Source organism: uncultured Agrobacterium sp. (assembly GCF_913777885.1).
Classification (GTDB): Bacteria; Pseudomonadota; Alphaproteobacteria; order Rhizobiales; family Rhizobiaceae; genus Agrobacterium.
Genome location: NZ_CAJYTV010000016.1, coordinates 259,765 through 277,385, shown reverse-complemented (window position 1 = coordinate 277,385; position 17,621 = coordinate 259,765). Strand labels below are relative to the sequence as shown.

The following is a 17,621-nucleotide window of genomic DNA, read 5'->3' as shown; positions in this document are numbered from 1 at the left end:
CAGCACGATTGAAATGTTCCGTGGTTGGGAATAATCTCATTAACGGGAGCTAGGCGATGCATGACGCATCTGCCTTGATTGTTAGGGAGGTGTTCAATGAAGCAGACCGTATGGACGGAGCCTGTCGAGGTAATCTTCGACACGAATAGCCGGAATGTGATTTCCGGCCCCTTCGATGCACTGACATTGCTGACCGAGAATTGGCCGCATACCAGAGGATTGACTTTCGTCCGGGCGCGAAGTGCGTGCCGTGCAGCGCTAGATGGACGAAAGACACCCGAGGAAGCGCGTCGTTGTTTTGAGGACGCTGTGTCCGAAGCCAAGAAGGGAAGGCCGCACTAAGCGGCCTTTTTTTATGCCTTCTGGATACGACGATACAACTTGAGCACCATAAGAAAAAGGCCCCTCGCGGGGCCTAATTCAGTATGGAAGTTTTACATCCAGTATGGCGGCACACCGTAATAGTCGTAGACCTTGCGATCGTCGCGACCATACCAGCTGTCGTCTTCGCGCTCGGCGAAACGCGGCGCGTTTTCGATCTGCTCCTTGGTGAGATCGACGCGGTAGCCATCCAGTTCTTCGTCGTAATGCAGCTTTTCCCATGGAAGTGGATAGTACTCGTCGCCAATGCCGAGGAAACCGCCGAAACTCAAAACAGCATATGCAACGCGGCCTCCACGTTTCTCCAGGATGATACGCTCGATGGAACCGATCTTCTTGCCGTCTGCGCCGTAGACGTTCGTACCTTCCACTTTATCGCTGGCGATAAAAGCTGGCGTATCCTTGACGTAAGGGTCCTGTCCGGCGCGGGGTTCGTTGTGTAGCATGATGCATCTCCTCTCTTTGCTGCGTCATGGTGATCTAACCGCACTAACGCGCAAATCGTTCCGTCCTTCACGGAAGGATGAAGAAGCGGATGGAGGAGGATACACAGAGCGCATCGCGATCTTTCAGGGCCACTTCCTACCCTTTTGTCCCCGATATGCCGCATTTTGTGAGTTTTGCGTGGACCATGCTTTAGCGCGGTGTTGCTCTCTGCTTACCCACGCGCGCCAGCAGGATGACTGGCAGGATGCCGATAACCACGATGGCCAAGGCGGCAATCGAGGCCTCCTCATAGGTCCCTCTTGCCGCCTCGCCATAAAGCTGGGTGGAAAAGGTTTCGAAGTTCAAGGGGCGCAGAAGCAGCGTTGCCGGCAATTCCTTGACGCAATCGACGAAGACAAGCAGCCCCGCTGCCGCCAGTGCCGCCTTCGACAAAGGCAAATGCACATGGCGGAAGGTTGCGCCCGGTGGGCGACCGAGCGTCCGGGCCGCGTGATCGAAGGTGAGCGGTATACGGCTCAGACCGGCATCGATGCCGCCTGCCGCAATCGTCAAAAACCTGGCGCTATAGGCAAAGATCAAAGCCGCGCCGCTTCCGATCAGAAGAAGGCCGGTGGAAAAGCCGAACCAGTTCCGCATTGTCTGGTCAACAAACCTGTCGAAGCCGCCAAGGGCAATCAGCATGCCAATGGCGATCACAGTCCCGGGTGCGGCGTAGCCGACAGTCGCAAGCCTGAAGCACCAAAGTGACGTTCGGCCTGGGATAATGCGCATCGCGTAAGCGACCACAAGCCCCAGGAGGAGAGTGACCATGGTTGCGAAACTTGAGAAGACAACGGTGTTTACAGCCTCGGACATGAAGCGCGCCGACAGGCCGCTGAACTGGTAACGCTTCCAGGCCTCAGTGACGAGATAAATCGCTGGGCCAGCAAACCCGATGAGAATCGGAAGGCTGCCAAGAGCGAAAGCGACCCAGCCCCAGGCACCCTTGATGCGCAACGGCTCCAAGACGCGACTTTTCTGAGCGGAGAGAGAATAGCGTTGCCTGCGCCGCGCCCAGCGCTCCAGCGCCACCAGCGCCACCACCAGTACCAGCATTGAGAGCGCGATTTGAGCCGCACCCGGCAGATCGGATTTCGTCACCCATGTCGTGTAGATCGATACCGTCAGGGTGCGGACCCCCAGAAATTCCGACGCCCCTATATCGTTCAGCGCCTCCATCAGCGTCAGGCTGACACCGACAGCAATGGCGGGGCGCGACATGGGCACGGCCACACGCAGGAAGAGCGACCTGCGAGAGGTGCCGAGGAGCCTGGCTGCCTCGAGCAGATTGCCGGCCTGGGTGAGAAACATGGCCCGCACGGGAATATAGACATAGGGATAGAGTACGAAACCGAGGAGAAGGATACAGCCCGGCATGGAGCGGATGTCGGGGAGACGAAATTCGCGCGGGCTGGAATAGCCGAGCAACCAACGTAGCGCGCCCTGTACCGGCCCGAGCGGGTGCAGAAGATCCAGATAGGCATAGGCCATGATGTAGGTCGGCATGGCAAGCGGCAGGAGGAGAGCCCATTCGAGAATGCCGCGTCCAGGAAAATCATGCGCCGCCACGAGCCAGGCCGATGCCGTGCCGAGTAAACCGGCCAGAACGCCGACGCCAAGAAGCAGGATCAGCGTTTCCGGAAGCGCTGTTGCCAGTACGGTATCGCGAAGATGCATGAAGACACCGCTCGACCCTTGCACCGCCTCCAGCAGCAGAGCAGCAACCGGCAGAAGGGCAAGACATGCGACGAAGGCCGATGCGATCAGCCACCAGACATTCGCATGGAAACGCGGCCTCGCTTTCATCGGTATGTGGCTGGCTGTCTCAGAAACCATGCGTATGTCCAAGCCTTGTCGTACAGAAACGCTGTAATGCTGGAAACTGTGAAGGCGCCCGCATGAAGCGGGCGCCTGAGCTTTTGCACGTTCCTCTCGCCAATCCCGGGTCAAGCCCGACTATGGCGACGACGAGGTCCGGTGATCGTCGTTAAAGCAAGGACGCAATTCCCAAGGCTTAGTTGTCGAAGCCAACCTTATCGACCAGTTCGCTCGCCTGTTTACGATAGGACACGATTTCCGCCAGCGGCTTGTTATCGATTTTCAATGTGCCGAACGATGCGACGACATCGTTCAATGCGGCGCCTGGCTTGACCGGATATTCGAAGTTGGCTTCGGCGTAGATCTTCTGGGCTTCGTCAGAGACAAGGTACTCGAGAAGTTTCACGGCTTCGGTCTTGTTCGGCGCATTCTTGGCAACCGCAGCACCGGAGATGTTAACCTGCGTGCCGCCATCCTTGAAGGTTGGCAGAATGACCTTGATAGCCTCACCCCACTTGACCTGCTCCTCACCGCCTTTGCCCGAACGCATCAGGCCGACATAGTAGGAGTTTGCCAGACCGATATCGCAAATGCCGCCGAGAATGTCCTTGGCCACATCCCGATCGCCGCCACCAGCCTTGCGAGCGAGGTTGTCCTTGACGCCCTTAAGCCAAGCTTCGGTCTTCTCAGCGTCGTGATGGGCGATGTAATCTGCAAAGAGGGCGGTGTTGTACGGGTGTTGACCGGAGCGAATGCAGACTTTGCCCTTCCACTTGGAATCAGCCAGATATTCATAGTTGAAGCTCTTCAGATCAAGATCCTTGGCGGCGTAGAGAACGCGCGCGCGCATGGAGAGTGCGAACCAGTTGCCCTTGGCATCGCGCAGTTCGGCCGGGACGGACTTCGTCAGCACGTCCGATTCGACCGGCTGGGTTACGCCCTTTTCCACGAGATCGACGAGGTTGCCGGCATCGACGGTCATCAGGATATCAGCTGGAGAGCTTGCGCCTTCGCTCAAGACGCGTTCCGCCAGACCGTCCTTCATGAACACGGTATTGACCTTCACGCCGCTCTCCTTGGTGAAGGCATCCAGCAATGGCTGAACCAGCGCCGGCTCGCGCGTGGTGTAGATGTTGATCTCTGCTGCGTTGGCAGCGCCCGCGAAAACCGCTCCGGCTACGCCCGCCAGCAGTGCAATCTTTTTGGTATTGAAATAGGTCATATTAATCCCCTTTAGACTCCAATGATGTCGGAATGGGATTGACCATACATGACAATTAAAATCAAGTTATTTCGAGTGCCAAACTGAGCAAAACAATCACCTCGAGTTGAAAATGGGCGTCATTCGAAGGCGTTTTTCAGATAATTCAACCTTTGGTAAATATCAGTACGCGCCCGGGGTCAATCGAGAGATGCACGTCTTTCACATCGATCGGCGTCCGCTTCATGCTGCGGACCCGAAGATCGGCAGACAGACCTGCAACGCTGACAGACAATTGCTCGATCTCGCCCATGAACATGCGACCGGACACTTCACCACGCAATGATGTGCCGGCGGTTGGGCCACTGGCAGGATCAAGTTCTATTTCTCCCGGACGAATATAGACCAAGGCCGCAGCCCCTTCCTCAAGCGTCCCTCCATGGGCAAAATTGCCGATCGGCGTTTCCACGTGGCCGTTCCTGGCCTTGCCCTCCACCTTGTTGAAAGCACAGAAGAAATCTGCCGCATAACGGCTGGTGGGGCGATCATGCAGATCGTAACCGGTTCCTGACTGCACAATGTGGCCCGACTGCATCAGGACGACCCTGTCTCCGGCCGACAGAGCCTCCTCCGGGTCATGCGTGACCATGATTGCGGTTGTCCGAAGCGTGCGCAGGAGATCGATCGTTTCTTCACGCACGCTGTCGCGCAGGCCGCGATCGAGGTTGGAAAATGGCTCGTCCATCAGCAGAATGTCTGGCTTGGGAGCCAAGGCGCGAGCGAGAGCCACGCGTTGCTGCTCGCCTCCGGACAGGGTGTGCGGATAGCGATCCGCGAGGTGGGAAAGCCGGACGTGCTCAAGCATTTCCGCAGTGCGCGCGCGCGCTTCCTGCCGCGCCCAACCCTTCAGCCCGAAGACGACATTCTGCTCGACAGTCAGATGTGGAAAGAGTGCATAATCCTGAAATACGAAACCGATGCGGCGCTTCTCCGGCTCGACGAAAACGGCAGGACCAGCGATCTCTGTTCCGTTCATCCGCACAGTCCCCGCATCGGGCGTTTCGACCCCGGCGATAATGCGAAGCAGCGTTGACTTCCCGCAACCGGAGCGGCCCACGAGGCAGATGATCTCTCCCTTGGAAACTGAAAGATCGATGCCAGCGAGAACCGCAAGTCCACCAAAGGTCTTGCCGATTCCGTTCAACTGTAGCGCTGCAACCTCTTTCATTCAAAACATCCATCATCGCTGCCGGTTTGTTGATTGTTCAAATCAGGATTAAACTCAAAAAGCAAGTTTTGGGGCACGCAATCCATCCCGCGCAACGGTTGACGTTTACGTTAAAGTTAAATACGCTGATGTGAGTGGATGATCTCGGGAGCGTCATCTACTCTTGCGACGCAAATCGGCGGACATTCTGGTGGATGAGGACCCTCAGAAAGATCAGGATGCCGAGGACGGTTGCTGGAAGCAGCATGGGAGGAAAGCAATGAGCGATATGAGTGCGATTCGTCAGGAGCGGCGTGCTGTGCAGCGCCCTTGGCTTGAATCCTATCCGAAGGGCGTACCTGCGGAACTGCCTGATCTGGGCTACGCCTCACTTGCCGAACTCCTGGAGAGAAGCTGCACGCAGTTTGCAGATCGCAAGGCTTTTTCCAGCATGGGAAAATCCATCACCTATCGCGAACTTGAGGAGCAAACGCGCGCCATTGGGGGCTGGCTGCAAAGCATCGGCCTGCAAAAGGGTGACCGTGTCGCGGTGATGATGCCGAATATTCTGCAGAACCCCGTTGCCACCTACGCGATTTTGCGCGCGGGTCTGACAGTTGTGAACGTCAACCCACTCTATACCCCTCGTGAGCTTGAACATCAGTTGAAGGATTCCGGCGCGAAAGCACTGTTCGTTCTGGAGAACTTCGCGCACGTCGTTCAGCAGGCGCTGCCAAAGACCGATGTGAAGCACGTGATCGTCGCCACGATGGGCGATCTCCTTGGCTTCAAGGGCCATATCGTCAATCTCGTGGTGCGCAAGGTCAAGAAGCTCGTTCCCGCCTTTGCCCTTCCCCAGGCCATCACCTACAAGAGCGTATTGAAACAGGCGCAAAACACCTCCCTAAAGCCTGTAGAGTTGACTCGCAACGATATCGCCTTTCTGCAATATACCGGCGGCACAACTGGCATTTCCAAGGGCGCGGTTCTCACTCACGCCAATCTTCTGGCTAACAAGGCGCAGATCGCGCTGTGGATGGAGCCGGTCTTTGCCCGCAAGAACCGCCCGGAAGTCTTGAACTTCGTCTGCGCATTGCCGCTCTATCATATCTTTGCGCTGACGGTGAACTCGCTGATGGGTATTGCGCTTGGCGGCCACAATCTGCTCATCGCCAATCCGCGCGATATCCCCGGCTTCGTCAAGGAATTGTCGGGCTACAAGGCCCATGTCTTCCCCGGCATCAACACGCTGTTCAATGCACTGATGAACAATGAGGATTTCCGCAAGCTGGACTTTTCCTCGCTGGTTCTGGTGCTCGGCGGCGGCATGGCAGTGCAGCGCCCGGTCGCCGAACGTTGGTTCTCGATTACCGGCACGGCGATCAGCGAAGGCTATGGGCTTTCGGAAACATCACCTGTCGCGACAGTGAACTGCCTTGACCAGAACGGCTTCAGCGGCACCATTGGTCTTCCTGTTCCCTCCACGGATATCGATATCCGCGACGATGACGGCAACAGCCTGCCGATCGGCGACGTCGGTGAAATCTGCATCCGCGGCCCGCAGGTGATGGCCGGTTACTGGCAGCGCCCGGATGAAACCGCCAAAGTGATGACCCCGGACGGCTTCTTCCGCTCCGGCGATATGGGCGTGATGGATGAACGCGGATTTACCAAGATCGTCGACCGCAAGAAGGACATGATCCTGGTTTCCGGCTTCAACGTCTATCCGAACGAAATCGAGGAAGTTGCTGCTGCCCATCCGGGTGTACAGGAATGCGCCGCTGTCGGCATTCCCGACGAGCATTCGGGTGAAGCGGTAAAGCTCTATGTGGTCAAAAAGGACGAGGCTTTGACAGCCGCGGAACTGAAAGCTTTCTGCGCTGAGGGGCTGACCAACTACAAGCGCCCCAAGCATATAGAGTTCATTGCGGAAATGCCGAAGACCAATGTTGGCAAGATCCTGCGTCGCGAACTGAGAAAGCTGGCTAACTGATTGGCGCCGTTCGGAATAATTCAATCGATTTAGCCGATGATGCCTTGATTTGGCCCGATGAAAAAGAATAGTTTCCTCATCCTTCCACGGAGCATGAGGAGCTTTCCATGCACGCCATCGTCGAGACCCTGAAATCCACAGCCGCCAGCACCAACGCGACGGACATCCGTGCCGCCTTTGCAGCTGATGGTGAGCGCTTCGAACGGTTCAGCGCCCGCTTCGACGACCTTCTGATGGACTACTCCAAATGCGCTGTGAATGACGACATTCTAACGCTCCTGGAAAAGCTTGCCGCAGAAGGCGGCGTCGCTGAGAAGCGCGAAGAGATGTTCTCCGGCAAGGAGATCAACTTCACCGAAGGTCGCGCCGTGCTGCACACGGCTCTGCGCAATCGTTCAAACACACCAGTGCTGGTGGACGGCAAGGATGTGATGCCGGACGTGAATGACGTTCTGGCCGCCATGGGCAAGTTTGCCGATGCCATTCGTTCAGGTTCGCTCAAGGGCGCAACTGGCAAGAAGATCACCGATGTCATCAATATTGGCATCGGCGGCTCGGACCTTGGCCCGGTGATGGCGACGCTTGCGCTTTCGCCTTTTCACGACGGTCCGCGCTCCCACTTCGTTTCCAACATCGACGGCGCCCATATTGCCGACACGCTGAAGCTGATCGACCCGGAAACTTCGCTCTTCATCGTTGCCTCCAAGACCTTCACCACCATCGAGACGATGACGAATGCGGCGACCGCTCGCAAGTTTATCGCCGATGCGCTGGGTGAGGATGCCGTCAAGCACCACTTCTGTGCCGTTTCCACCGCCCTCGACAAGGTCGCTGCTTTCGGCATCGACAGCGACCGGATTTTCGGTTTTTGGGACTGGGTGGGTGGTCGTTACTCCATCTGGTCGGCCATCGGCCTGCCGCTGATGATCGCCATTGGCCCGGAGAAGTTCGGCGAGTTCCTCGACGGCGCGCATGCGATGGACAAGCATTTCCAAGATGCGCCGTTGCGCCAGAACCTGCCCATGCTCCTTGGCCTCATCGGCTTTTATCATCGCAACGTGCTGAATTATTCGACACGTGCCATCCTGCCCTACGATCAGCGCCTGTCGCGCTTCCCCGCATACCTGCAGCAGTTGGATATGGAATCGAACGGCAAGGGCGTGACGATCGACGGCACACCAGTCGACGGCCAGTCCGGCCCGGTCGTCTGGGGCGAACCCGGCACCAATGGCCAGCATGCCTTTTACCAGCTGATCCATCAGGGCACGAGCATCATTCCCGCCGAATTCATGATCGCCGCCAATGGCTTCGAAAAGGAACTGCGCCATCAGCATCAGTTGCTGATGGCCAATTGCCTTGCGCAGTCCGAAGCGCTGATGAAGGGCCGCACGCTTGCAGAAGCTAAGGCGCAGCTGACTTCCAAGGGCATGGACGACAAAAAGGCCGACTTCATCGCGCCGCACCGCGTCTTCACCGGCAACCGCCCGTCGATCACCTTCGTCTATGACAAACTGACGCCCTTTGCACTCGGACGCCTGATTGCGCTCTATGAGCACCGCGTCTTCGTCGAAGGCGTGCTCTTCCGCATCAATTCCTTCGATCAGTGGGGCGTGGAACTCGGCAAGGAACTGGCAACCGGTCTGCTGCCCGTGGTGGAGGGCAAGGAGAGCGCCGCCGATCACGACAGCTCGACCCAAGGGTTGGTCAAAGCGCTGGCGGGACTGGCGTCGGCTTAAACAACATCATTGGTCACGAAAAAGCCGGGACGTCGATCCCGGTTTTTTCCATGTCATCTTTTGGACTTTGCCTATGCCAGGCGCGGCTCCGGTCTTGACCGGACGCCGACCATGATGCCGATGGCTGCAAGTGCGAGCACAAGCCCGCTTGTGCCGAAGACGCTGGTGGCGCCACTCACATCGAAGATGATCCCTCCGACTGCGGCACCCATACCGATGGCAAACTGAATGGAGGCGACGAGAAGACCGCCCGCACTTTCAGCTTCATCAGGGATAGTGCGGGCAAGCCAGGTGGACCAGGAGACTGGTACCGCACCGAAGAGGAAGCCCCAGAGAGCGACCAGAACGGCGGCGACCGGTAAAGGAGGTACGGTGGTGACAAGAAGCACCGCCATGAGCGCCATAAGGAGCGGAAGGGCTGCAAGCGACAGTTTCAGGCTACGGCTGATCAGCAATCCCGCAACCAGCGTGCCAACGAAGTTGGCAAGGCCGAAACCCAGCAGCAGCGCCGACACCATGCCAATACCGGCACCAATATCGGCCTCCAGATAGGGACGCAGATAAGTGAAGAAGGCAAAGTGACCGCCAAACACCAGGGTCGCAGCAACGAGGCCAAGCGCAATACCAGGTCTTGCGAGGACCACACCGAGCGTCTTCAGGCTGCCGTTACTGGTGGGAGCGAGCTTCGGCAGCGTCAAAAACTGGGCGATGAGGGAGGTAACCCCCAGGAGTGCTGTGAGCAAGAAGACAAAGCGCCAGCCGACGAGATCACCGAGATAGCTGCCTACGGGCGCAGCGACGATGGTCGCGCCAGACACGCCGCTGAAGATCATAGAGAGCGCGCGCGGTACGCTTGCCGCAGGTACCAGCCGGATGACGATGGCCGTCGACATGGCCCAGAAGCCGCCGAGCGCCACGCCGAGCAATAACCGCCCGATCAGAAGCATTGCCAGGCCAGGCGCTGCCGCCACCATGAGGTTGGAGACCACGAGAAATGCGGAAAAAGTCATCATCAGGTGGCGGCGATCGATGTTGCGCGCCACGGAGGTGATCAACAGACTTGCCACCATGCCGACGACGGCAGTGACGGTAACCGCCTGACCGGCGGCCCCCTCGGTTATGCCGAGGTCTGCGGCGATGGGTGTGAGAAGGCTCGCCGGCAGAAACTCTGCGGTGACAAGGCCGAAAACGCCGAGCGCCATGGAGATGACGGCGCCCCAGGCGGGCGCTTCGGGACCATCAGTCGCGCGATTGGAAAGAGGTGTCGGGTTCATCTGTTTGTCCTTTGGGAGGAGAGGATGGCAGAACATAGGCTGGACTCTTCGGACGATCCATGCCACAAAATCCGCTATGCTTGATCAAAAGTCCGGAAATGGTGCCGCCCCTGATCTCATCAGCGAGTTGTTGATGGGTATGCGGCTCGTGGGCCTGGATTATCGTCGCATCGAGGCGTCAGCCCCTTTCGGGTTTTCTTTCGGTGAAGTCGAAGGCCGTGCGCAGTTTCATTTCGTGGCTTGCGGACCGGTCTATCTTCGTACCCCGTCCGGCGCGTTTCACATGATGAATGCTGGCGATGCCGTGCTCTTGCCGCGCGGGGGCGCTCATTCGCTGCTGTCAGACCCCGACATTGCGTGCCAGAACATCCGCTCTCTGGATGCCGCGCCGCTCTGCAACTCCGTGAGTGGAATCAAGACTTGCGAACCTGATGTACCTTCCGAGGAGCGCGTGCTGGTATTCAGCGGATGCATGGAGTTCGACCTTGGAGCGATGCACCCTATCACAGGACTGATGCCGGAGGTCATGTTCGTCAACACCCTGACATCGCGCTATCCGGAACTGTTGCCGATGCTTGAAGCCATGGAGCGTGAAACACGTCAAGCCCGCGCTGGCTTCGCGGGGATTCTGGCGCGACTAGCCGATGTGGTCGCTGCTTTTATCGTAAGAGCCTGGGTGGAATGCGGCTGCGGCGATTCCTCTGGCTGGGTGGCGGCACTTCGCGACCCGCGTCTCGGGCGGGTGATCCTCGCCATCCATAACAAACCTGGTCACGACTGGACGCTCGCCGAACTGGCAGGGGTCATGGGCGCGTCCCGCTCGGCCTTTGCTGAGCGATTTCTGGAGGTGACCGGCATGACGCCGGTGCGCTACCTCACCGAACTGCGCATGCGCCTTGCCATGCAGTGGATCGGCAAGGAGAGAATGCCGATCGAAACGGCAGCGGAGAAGCTTGGCTATGGCTCGCAGGCCGCCTTCAGCCGCGCTTTCAAGCGCATCGTCGGCCATCCGCCGAGCGCCCTTTCCTCCTCGATCAGTCACCATGCCTAACCTTCAAAACAAAGCCCGCCGGCTGTATTGCTGGGCGGGCCTGTCGCTTGATCGGAAGCGGGTCTATTCCGCAGGCGTTGCCGCCGGATCGAGTGCGTCGATCCCCTCCTGACGATCATAGGCAGCCTGATCGAGGATGCCCTGCCGCTTTGCAACGATGGTCGGGATCAGCGCCTGCCCCGCCACATTCACCGCCGTGCGGCCCATATCCAGGATCGGATCGACCGCCAGCAGAAGTCCGACGCCTTGTAGGGGCAGGCCGAGCGTGGAGAGGGTAAGCGTGAGCATCACCGTTGCACCCGTCAGTCCAGCCGTTGCTGCCGAGCCGAGCACGGAAACGAAGACGATCAGCACATATTCCTGAATGCCGAGCGGCACCCCGTAGAACTGCGCAACAAAGATGGCCGAAATCGCTGGATAGATCGCAGCGCAGCCATCCATCTTTGTCGTGGCGCCGAGCGGCACGGCGAAGGCGGAATACTCACGTGGCACACCGAGATTGCGCTCCGTCACCTGCTCCGTCACCGGCAACGTGCCGATGGAGGAACGAGACACGAAGGCGAGCTGGATGGCAGGCCATGCGCCCGCGAAGAAACGCACCGGGTTCAAACCGTTTGCCGCAAGGATCACAGGATAGACAATGAAAAGAACGATGGCGAGCCCAATGTAGATTGCCGCCGAGAACCAGCCGAGCGAAGCGAGCGCCTCCCAGCCATAGACCGCAACCGCATTGCCGAGAAGGCCGATTGTGCCGATCGGTGTCAAACGGATGACCCACCAGAGCATCTTGCGGGTGATGGCGAGCAGCGAGCGGTTGAAGGACAGGAAAGCTTCTGCCTTCTCACCCACCTGAAGGGCTGCAATGCCGACCGCAATCGAGATGACTAGAATTTGCAGAACGTTGAAGTTCAGGCCGGTGGTGGCACCCGTCTGCGTGACTTTGGTCGAGGCTTGCAAACCCAGAATGTTGGAAGGGATGAGACCCTTCAAGAAATCCAGCCACGAACCCGTAGTCGACGGCGCTGCGGCCGCAGTCGCTTCCACGCCCGTGTTGAGACCGGGCTGAATGATGAGGCCGAGCGTGATGCCGATGAGCACAGCAATCAGCGCGGTGATGGCGAACCAAAGCAGCGTCTGCCAGACGAGGCGTGCTGCATTGTTCAACTCACGCAGATTGGCGATGCTGGCGACAATCGCGGTGAAGATCAAAAGCGGCACGAGCGCGCGCAACAGCTGCACGAAGATCGAGCCTATGGTGGAGAGCGCCTGCACCAACCAGTTCGGCCCGGCTGCCGTCGGGCCCATTTCCCGGGCGATGTAACCGAGAACGAGACCGACCACCATGGCGGCGAAAACCTGGAAACCGAAAGACGCATAGAACGGCTTCTGCGACCGTTTTGCGGAAAGTGAAGCAGACATATTTTTGAAATCCGTAAAAGCGAGGGATGCGTGGGCATCTAACGCACGAGGGAAAGAATTGCTCCTATATTCGGCATAATGCATAGAAATTCAACAAATCGGATTTCGCATCGTCGAGGATTGGGAGAATTTTGTTCCTCTTTAGACACCTTCAGGCTGGCTTCTGAACAGGCGGGAGAAAAAAGCCCGGTCCGATATCGCCGCCAGTACCAATGCCAGCGCTGCCGTTGCGCCGATCGCGAAGATTACCCGCCCGATCAGGGTGCTGTAGATATCCGCTCCGAGAGACACCATCAAAAGCGTGTCCTCGATAATGCTGTGGGCAAAGCCCATGAAAACGCAGGAGAGGAATATCTGGCGCGGTGCGATGATGCCAGATCGCGCTTCGCGGATCAGAAGACCGGCACCATAGGAAATTCCGAGAAAGAGACCGATGGCTGTCAGATGCCCCGCCTCTCCTTTAATGCCTGCCAGTCCCAACAATGGCTCTATGCCTTTCATCATCACGCCGAGAACGCCTGTAACCTTCAACACCTCAAGGCTCCATGAAAGAAGAAGAAGGACGACAAGCATCATGATCATCGTTTCCGCCAGCCCCAAGAGATAGATGGACCAGTCAGGCGTGACTGCACCCGGCACCCAGGCAGGCGCGACGGGAGCCGAAAGCCAGCCCGTCATCTGGAAGAGGCGATGCAGGATAAGGGCGTAAATGAAGCCACCCAGGATACGCAACATCGTGGTTGCCACCATGCCGGGTCCGGCCTTCTGGATGATCTTCTGTTCCAGCGGCAGACCATGAGCAAAGAGGACAAGCGCAGAAAACACCGTGACATCCGCGGTGCTGAGTTCCGACATCGGAACGAGCGTGAAGAGTAGCGGCACGGCACCCCATACTCCGACCAGCATCGCGGTCAACCAGGCGAGCCCGAGTTCGGGCGGCAGGCCAACGGCATTCATGACCGGCCCGAAGGCGGGTGCCACGGCCTCGACGACGCCCAGTCGCGACAGCACTTCTGTCAGAAGCGAGATCGGCACCGTGATCTTGACGAGCAGCCAGTAGATTGCCAGCGTTTCGCGAGACTTCAGCAACAGAGATTGAAAGAATGACATTGGCAACTCCTCGGGAACCGCCAATGCAATAAACCGAAGCACTTCGCATTTTTGATCAACGATTGCGTCTTCCTGCAATTTTATTGCAAATTCGCATCGGTCTCATATGATCGCGTCATGGACCGTATCGACCGCAGCATTCTCAACATCATGCAACGCGACGCCTCGCTCACCAATGTGGAGATGGCCGATAAGGTGGGACTTTCGCCATCGAGTTGTCTGCGGCGGGTGCAGCGTCTTTATAAGACAGGCATCATCGACCGGGTCGTCGCCATTCTCAACCCAGCAAAGGCCGGACGCGGCATCAAGGCGCTGGTTTCGGTGGAATTGAAGCTGCACGGCGAGCAGCACATGCGGCGCTTTCTCGACCTCGTCCGGACCGAGGACGCGGTGACGCATGCCTATGCGATTACCGGCGACATGGATGTGATGCTGATGCTACGTCTCACCGACATGGAAGAGTTCGACGCCTTATGCGACAGGCTATTTCGCGATCAGACGAACGTGGCGCGCTTCGTGACAATGGTGGTGATCAAAACGGCGAAAGAGGAAACGGCGATCCGGGTTTGATGCGATCCATCAAACAACTGGCTTCAGGCTTCTCGTCTCGCTTCAAGCTGTCGCTTCTGAAAGCCTGTCTTGGATGGCTCGAACCCGGCGCTTCGATAGAAGGCATGCGTTTCCGGCCTCGTCGAACCTGTCATCAGCATGACTTTGTAGCAACCGGTCTGCCACGCAGCATTCACCGCAAAATCAAGAATCTGTCGACCGATGCCTCGCCGTCTGAAGTCGCGATGTGTCACGACGTTCTCAATCAAAGCATAGGGCCGCCCACCTCTCGTGAGGTTCGGGACAACCACCAGTACACATGATCCAGCGATTGTGCCGTCTACCTCGCAGAGAGCGATCATGCTGCCGGAATAGGCTGAAAGCTGATCGAAAATTCGTTCGGCATCCGCCAACTCCGGAGATGCATCTCCCGGTGACAGATGCTGGTACAGGTCGAGCAACGCTGGCACATCGCTCTTCTCAGCGGGCCGAACCAGCATGGTGTTCAACCCTTCACGCCCAGACTAAAGACCGATCTCATTGGCCCATGGCGGATTGGCGCCTGCACGCGATACCGTCACCGCCGCAGCCTTGGCGCCGAGCGCCAGAGCCTTGGCAATCTGGTCTTCGGTGAGTGAGGCGACCTGTGGTTTGGTGAGGAGGCCCTGGAGTTTCAGGGAGGCCAGGATGCCGGCATCGAAGGTGTCGCCGGCACCCACGGTGTCGACCACCTCGACGCGTTCGCTCGGCACTTCGACGCGCAGCTGCTTGGTGTAGCCGACAGCGCCCTCCGCGCCACGGGTAACGACGACGAGCTTTGCGCCGTGGTGCAGCCAGTGGCGGGCGAGTGTGTCTTCATCACCCTTCAGGCCGAACCAGGCCAGATCCTCATCCGAGAATTTCACGATATCCGACATCGCCGCCATGCGATTGATACGGTCCATGTGCTTCTGCTTGTCCTGAATGAAGCCCGGACGGATATTGGGATCGAGCGAGATGACCCGCTTTTCATGCTCGCGCACCAGGAGCGCCTCATAGGTGCTGCCGCAGGGTTCAGGGATCAGGCTGATCGCGCCGAAATGCATCGCTTCGCATTCGCCACCCAGATTCGGCAGATCCTTTTCTGACAGCATGCGGCCTGCAGTGCCTTCATCATAGAAGGCATAGGTCGCGTGGCCATCGACCAGCTTGACGAAGGCGATGGTGGATGGGCGGTTGGAGAAGGCGCAGAGGCTGTAATCGACATTGCTGGCGCGCAACGTCTCCTTCAGGATCTCGCCCATCATGTCATCGGCGATACCGGAGAAGAAAGCGGATGGGACGCCAAGACGTCCGAGCGCGATGGCGGTGTTGAAAACTGCGCCGCCTGCATAAGGGGCGAAAGCTGCCTCGCCTTTGGTCGATTCACGCGGCAGCATGTCGATCAGGGCTTCGCCACAACACAGGATCATCCGATTTTCCTCCAAATCTAAATCGATTAGATGCTTAACGGCAGCACCTTGCCCCGGTCAATACAAGAGGCAAGGTTCAGCCAAAATTACGATTGCGGCAATTCGCTGACGCCGCCGTGACGAGCCGACCAAGGCAGCGGATTATCTAGAAAAGCTTCAACCTCCGACAGTGTCTTATCGTCGAAAAGCTTTTCGGAGCGGGCGGCCTCCAGCACGTTGCGCCAGGTGCTGAGGTAGTGCAGCTTCACTTGACCGTTGGTAAAGCGCGCCTCTGCTTCCGGGAAGATGCCGTAGTAAAACAGCGCGATGCCGTGATCGACAATGCCGCCAGCGGCACGAATGGCATCGATGAAGGTGAACATGGATCCGCCCGCCGTGGTCAGATCCTCGATGACCAGCACGCGCGCGCCTTCCGGCATGTGGCCTTCGATCTGCGCATTGCGGCCATGGCCTTTTGGCTTCTTGCGGCAATAGATCATCGGTAGGCCGAGGCGCTCGGCTAGGAAGGCGGCGAAGGGTATGCCCGCCGTTTCGCCACCGGCGACGCAATCGAACTTCTCAAAACCGGCATCGGCGACGATCTTGGCGGCGGCAAAATCCATCACCGCCGAGCGAACGCGCGGATAGGAGATCAGCTTGCGCATATCGATATAGACTGGGCTCTTCATGCCCGATGCGAAGGTATAGGGCGCTTCGGAGTTGAAGTGGACGGCCTTGATTTCCCACAGCATCTTCGCAACGAGCTCGGCAACCACCGTGCGATCGGTGAAATTGAATTGGGCCATCGGCATCTTCCTCTTTTTGTCAGCCATCGATAAAAAAACTGCCGGATTAACCGGCAGTTCGAACATCAGTTTTCTACATCCCAATGAAGCGGGAACATCGGATCGAAGACCGTCACAGGTCCAGCGCCCGTCTCGATCTTTGCCGGGAAGGCCACAGGATCATCGCGCCTCACCAGGGTGATCGTTTCGTCATTGGGCGAAAGGCCATACCAAGCGGGGCCATTCAAAGACGCAAAAACCTCGAGCTTTTCCAGCGCATTGTCCTGCTCGAACACATGGGCAAGGCAGCTCATGGTGTTGATGGACGTGTAGACGCCCGCGCAGCCGCAGGCGCACTCCTTCAGCGGATCGACATGCGGGGCGGAGTCCGTACCGAGGAAGAAACGAGCGTCGCCGGAGGTCGCAGCGGCGCGCAGCGCTAAGCGATGCTCCTCGCGCTTTGCCACCGGCAGGCAGTAGTAATGCGGCTTGATACCGCCGACCAGAATGGCATTGCGGTTGATGATAAGGTGATGGGTGGTGATAGAGCCTGCGAGATTTTTCTCCGCGCCGCGGATATAGTCCACGCCGTCCCTCGTCGTCACGTGCTCCATCGTCACTTTAAGTTCCGGCAGGCGCTGACGCAGAGGTGCAAGAACCGTATCGATAAAGACTTTCTCGCGGTCGAAGATATCGACCTCTGGCGTTGTGACTTCGCCGTGGACGCAAAGCGGCAGGCCGATTTTCGCCATGCGCTCCAGCACCGGCATCGCCTTGTCCATATCGCTCACGCCACCATGCGAATTGGTGGTGGCGCCAGCGGGGTACAGCTTCACGGCGGTGATAAGGCCGCTCTTCCTGCCCTCTTCCACATCGTCGGCGCTGGTATGCTCGGTGAGATAGAGCGTCATCAGCGGCTCGAAGCGATCGCCAGCGGGAATGGCCTTGACGATGCGCTCGCGGTAGGCGCGCGCGTCCGCCGTGGTGACGACCGGCGGCACGAGGTTGGGCATGATGATGGCACGGGCAAAATGGCGGCTGGTATCGCCAATCACGCCTTCCAACATTGCGCCATCGCGCAGGTGCAGGTGCCAGTCATCCGGGCGGCGAAGGGTGATCGTCTGCATCGTGAGCCTCTCAAGCAGGTCGGCGCAAAGTATCTCGCAGTTTGCGCGTGAAGA

The 17,621-nt window shown here is 58.3% G+C and carries 16 protein-coding genes; 5 read left to right on the top strand and 11 right to left on the bottom strand.

Going from position 1 to position 17,621, the window contains the following annotated elements:
- The first annotated feature begins 96 nt into the window (after positions 1 to 96).
- On the top strand, positions 97 to 342 hold the full coding sequence (locus QZ869_RS14890; RefSeq protein ID WP_296016956.1) for a DUF982 domain-containing protein: 246 nt from the start codon (positions 97 to 99) through the stop codon (positions 340 to 342).
- 92 nt (positions 343 to 434) lie between these two features.
- Here the strand turns inward: QZ869_RS14890 and QZ869_RS14885 are convergent, their stop codons facing one another.
- The 4 genes from QZ869_RS14885 to QZ869_RS14870 form a co-directional block, all read right to left on the bottom strand.
- Entirely contained in the window at positions 435 to 827 is a 393-nt protein-coding gene (locus QZ869_RS14885; RefSeq protein WP_296016954.1) for a PRC-barrel domain-containing protein, read from the bottom strand.
- 190 nt (positions 828 to 1,017) lie between these two features.
- Positions 1,018 to 2,673 carry an iron ABC transporter permease gene (locus QZ869_RS14880; RefSeq protein WP_296105742.1) on the bottom strand — a complete coding sequence of 552 codons (1,656 nt, stop codon included), beginning with the start codon at positions 2,671 to 2,673 and terminating at the stop codon, positions 1,018 to 1,020.
- A gap of 208 nt (positions 2,674 to 2,881) precedes the next feature.
- Positions 2,882 to 3,907, bottom strand: coding sequence for a Fe(3+) ABC transporter substrate-binding protein (locus tag QZ869_RS14875; RefSeq protein WP_296105668.1), 1,026 nt, complete (start codon positions 3,905 to 3,907; stop codon positions 2,882 to 2,884).
- Between the two features lie 145 nt (positions 3,908 to 4,052).
- Positions 4,053 to 5,114 carry an ABC transporter ATP-binding protein gene (locus QZ869_RS14870; protein WP_296035347.1) on the bottom strand — a complete coding sequence of 354 codons (1,062 nt, stop codon included), beginning with the start codon at positions 5,112 to 5,114 and terminating at the stop codon, positions 4,053 to 4,055.
- A 259-nt stretch (positions 5,115 to 5,373) separates the two neighbouring features.
- Between QZ869_RS14870 and QZ869_RS14865 the strand changes: the two genes are divergently transcribed.
- Both QZ869_RS14865 and pgi read left to right on the top strand, forming a co-directional pair.
- Positions 5,374 to 7,086, top strand: a complete 1,713-nt coding sequence (locus QZ869_RS14865) for a long-chain fatty acid--CoA ligase (protein ID WP_296105666.1) — start codon at positions 5,374 to 5,376, stop codon at positions 7,084 to 7,086.
- A 107-nt stretch (positions 7,087 to 7,193) separates the two neighbouring features.
- Entirely contained in the window at positions 7,194 to 8,822 is a 1,629-nt protein-coding gene (pgi, locus tag QZ869_RS14860) for a glucose-6-phosphate isomerase (RefSeq protein ID WP_296105664.1), read from the top strand.
- Positions 8,823 to 8,893: 71 nt separating this feature from the next.
- Here pgi and QZ869_RS14855 read toward each other — a convergent pair whose 3' ends face one another.
- Positions 8,894 to 10,096 carry an MFS transporter gene (locus QZ869_RS14855; protein ID WP_296105662.1) on the bottom strand — a complete coding sequence of 401 codons (1,203 nt, stop codon included), beginning with the start codon at positions 10,094 to 10,096 and terminating at the stop codon, positions 8,894 to 8,896.
- A gap of 76 nt (positions 10,097 to 10,172) precedes the next feature.
- Here QZ869_RS14855 and QZ869_RS14850 point away from each other — a divergent pair, with 76 nt between their 5' ends.
- Positions 10,173 to 11,147 (top strand): AraC family transcriptional regulator, encoded by a 975-nt coding sequence (locus tag QZ869_RS14850; RefSeq protein ID WP_296105660.1) that lies wholly within the window; start codon positions 10,173 to 10,175, stop codon positions 11,145 to 11,147.
- 63 nt (positions 11,148 to 11,210) lie between these two features.
- Here QZ869_RS14850 and QZ869_RS14845 read toward each other — a convergent pair whose 3' ends face one another.
- Together QZ869_RS14845 and QZ869_RS14840 are read right to left on the bottom strand one after the other, a co-directional pair.
- The gene (locus tag QZ869_RS14845) at positions 11,211 to 12,566 is read right to left on the bottom strand and encodes a dicarboxylate/amino acid:cation symporter (RefSeq protein WP_296101516.1); all 1,356 of its coding nucleotides are present in this window, start codon (positions 12,564 to 12,566) and stop codon (positions 11,211 to 11,213) included.
- Positions 12,567 to 12,707: 141 nt separating this feature from the next.
- Entirely contained in the window at positions 12,708 to 13,676 is a 969-nt protein-coding gene (locus QZ869_RS14840) for a nucleoside recognition domain-containing protein (protein ID WP_296105658.1), read from the bottom strand.
- A gap of 117 nt (positions 13,677 to 13,793) precedes the next feature.
- Here QZ869_RS14840 and QZ869_RS14835 point away from each other — a divergent pair, with 117 nt between their 5' ends.
- On the top strand, positions 13,794 to 14,246 hold the full coding sequence (locus QZ869_RS14835; RefSeq protein WP_296035369.1) for an Lrp/AsnC family transcriptional regulator: 453 nt from the start codon (positions 13,794 to 13,796) through the stop codon (positions 14,244 to 14,246).
- A 23-nt stretch (positions 14,247 to 14,269) separates the two neighbouring features.
- On the opposite strand, the gene QZ869_RS14830 is transcribed toward QZ869_RS14835, so the two are convergent.
- The 4 genes from QZ869_RS14830 to pyrC all read right to left on the bottom strand — a co-directional run bounded on the left by QZ869_RS14830 (position 14,270) and on the right by pyrC (position 17,567).
- A complete protein-coding gene (locus tag QZ869_RS14830) occupies positions 14,270 to 14,725 on the bottom strand; it encodes a GNAT family N-acetyltransferase (protein WP_296105656.1) in 456 nt (151 codons plus the stop codon).
- 24 nt (positions 14,726 to 14,749) lie between these two features.
- Positions 14,750 to 15,676 (bottom strand): carbohydrate kinase, encoded by a 927-nt coding sequence (locus tag QZ869_RS14825; protein ID WP_296035374.1) that lies wholly within the window; start codon positions 15,674 to 15,676, stop codon positions 14,750 to 14,752.
- A gap of 86 nt (positions 15,677 to 15,762) precedes the next feature.
- Positions 15,763 to 16,461 (bottom strand): orotate phosphoribosyltransferase, encoded by a 699-nt coding sequence (locus tag QZ869_RS14820; protein ID WP_296105655.1) that lies wholly within the window; start codon positions 16,459 to 16,461, stop codon positions 15,763 to 15,765.
- 65 nt (positions 16,462 to 16,526) lie between these two features.
- Entirely contained in the window at positions 16,527 to 17,567 is a 1,041-nt protein-coding gene (pyrC, locus tag QZ869_RS14815; protein ID WP_296105653.1) for a dihydroorotase, read from the bottom strand.
- Between the last annotated feature and the right edge of the window lie 54 nt (positions 17,568 to 17,621).

Excerpts from the sequence above, each read along its gene's own strand:
- QZ869_RS14880 (WP_296105742.1), bottom strand. The coding sequence starts at position 2,673 with ATGAAAGCGAGGCCGCGTTTCCATGCGAATGTCTGGTGGCTGATCGCA.
- QZ869_RS14870 (WP_296035347.1), bottom strand. The coding sequence starts at position 5,114 with ATGAAAGAGGTTGCAGCGCTACAGTTGAACGGAATCGGCAAGACCTTT.
- QZ869_RS14825 (WP_296035374.1), bottom strand. The coding sequence starts at position 15,676 with ATGATCCTGTGTTGTGGCGAAGCCCTGATCGACATGCTGCCGCGTGAA.
- QZ869_RS14875 (WP_296105668.1), bottom strand. The coding sequence starts at position 3,907 with ATGACCTATTTCAATACCAAAAAGATTGCACTGCTGGCGGGCGTAGCC.
- QZ869_RS14835 (WP_296035369.1), top strand. The coding sequence starts at position 13,794 with ATGGACCGTATCGACCGCAGCATTCTCAACATCATGCAACGCGACGCC.
- pgi (WP_296105664.1), top strand. The coding sequence starts at position 7,194 with ATGCACGCCATCGTCGAGACCCTGAAATCCACAGCCGCCAGCACCAAC.
- QZ869_RS14855 (WP_296105662.1), bottom strand. The coding sequence starts at position 10,096 with ATGAACCCGACACCTCTTTCCAATCGCGCGACTGATGGTCCCGAAGCG.
- QZ869_RS14845 (WP_296101516.1), bottom strand. The coding sequence starts at position 12,566 with ATGTCTGCTTCACTTTCCGCAAAACGGTCGCAGAAGCCGTTCTATGCG.
- QZ869_RS14865 (WP_296105666.1), top strand. The coding sequence starts at position 5,374 with ATGAGCGATATGAGTGCGATTCGTCAGGAGCGGCGTGCTGTGCAGCGC.
- pyrC (WP_296105653.1), bottom strand. The coding sequence starts at position 17,567 with ATGCAGACGATCACCCTTCGCCGCCCGGATGACTGGCACCTGCACCTG.
- QZ869_RS14885 (WP_296016954.1), bottom strand. The coding sequence starts at position 827 with ATGCTACACAACGAACCCCGCGCCGGACAGGACCCTTACGTCAAGGAT.
- QZ869_RS14830 (WP_296105656.1), bottom strand. The coding sequence starts at position 14,725 with ATGCTGGTTCGGCCCGCTGAGAAGAGCGATGTGCCAGCGTTGCTCGAC.
- QZ869_RS14820 (WP_296105655.1), bottom strand. The coding sequence starts at position 16,461 with ATGGCCCAATTCAATTTCACCGATCGCACGGTGGTTGCCGAGCTCGTT.
- QZ869_RS14850 (WP_296105660.1), top strand. The coding sequence starts at position 10,173 with ATGCTTGATCAAAAGTCCGGAAATGGTGCCGCCCCTGATCTCATCAGC.
- QZ869_RS14890 (WP_296016956.1), top strand. The coding sequence starts at position 97 with ATGAAGCAGACCGTATGGACGGAGCCTGTCGAGGTAATCTTCGACACG.
- QZ869_RS14840 (WP_296105658.1), bottom strand. The coding sequence starts at position 13,676 with ATGTCATTCTTTCAATCTCTGTTGCTGAAGTCTCGCGAAACGCTGGCA.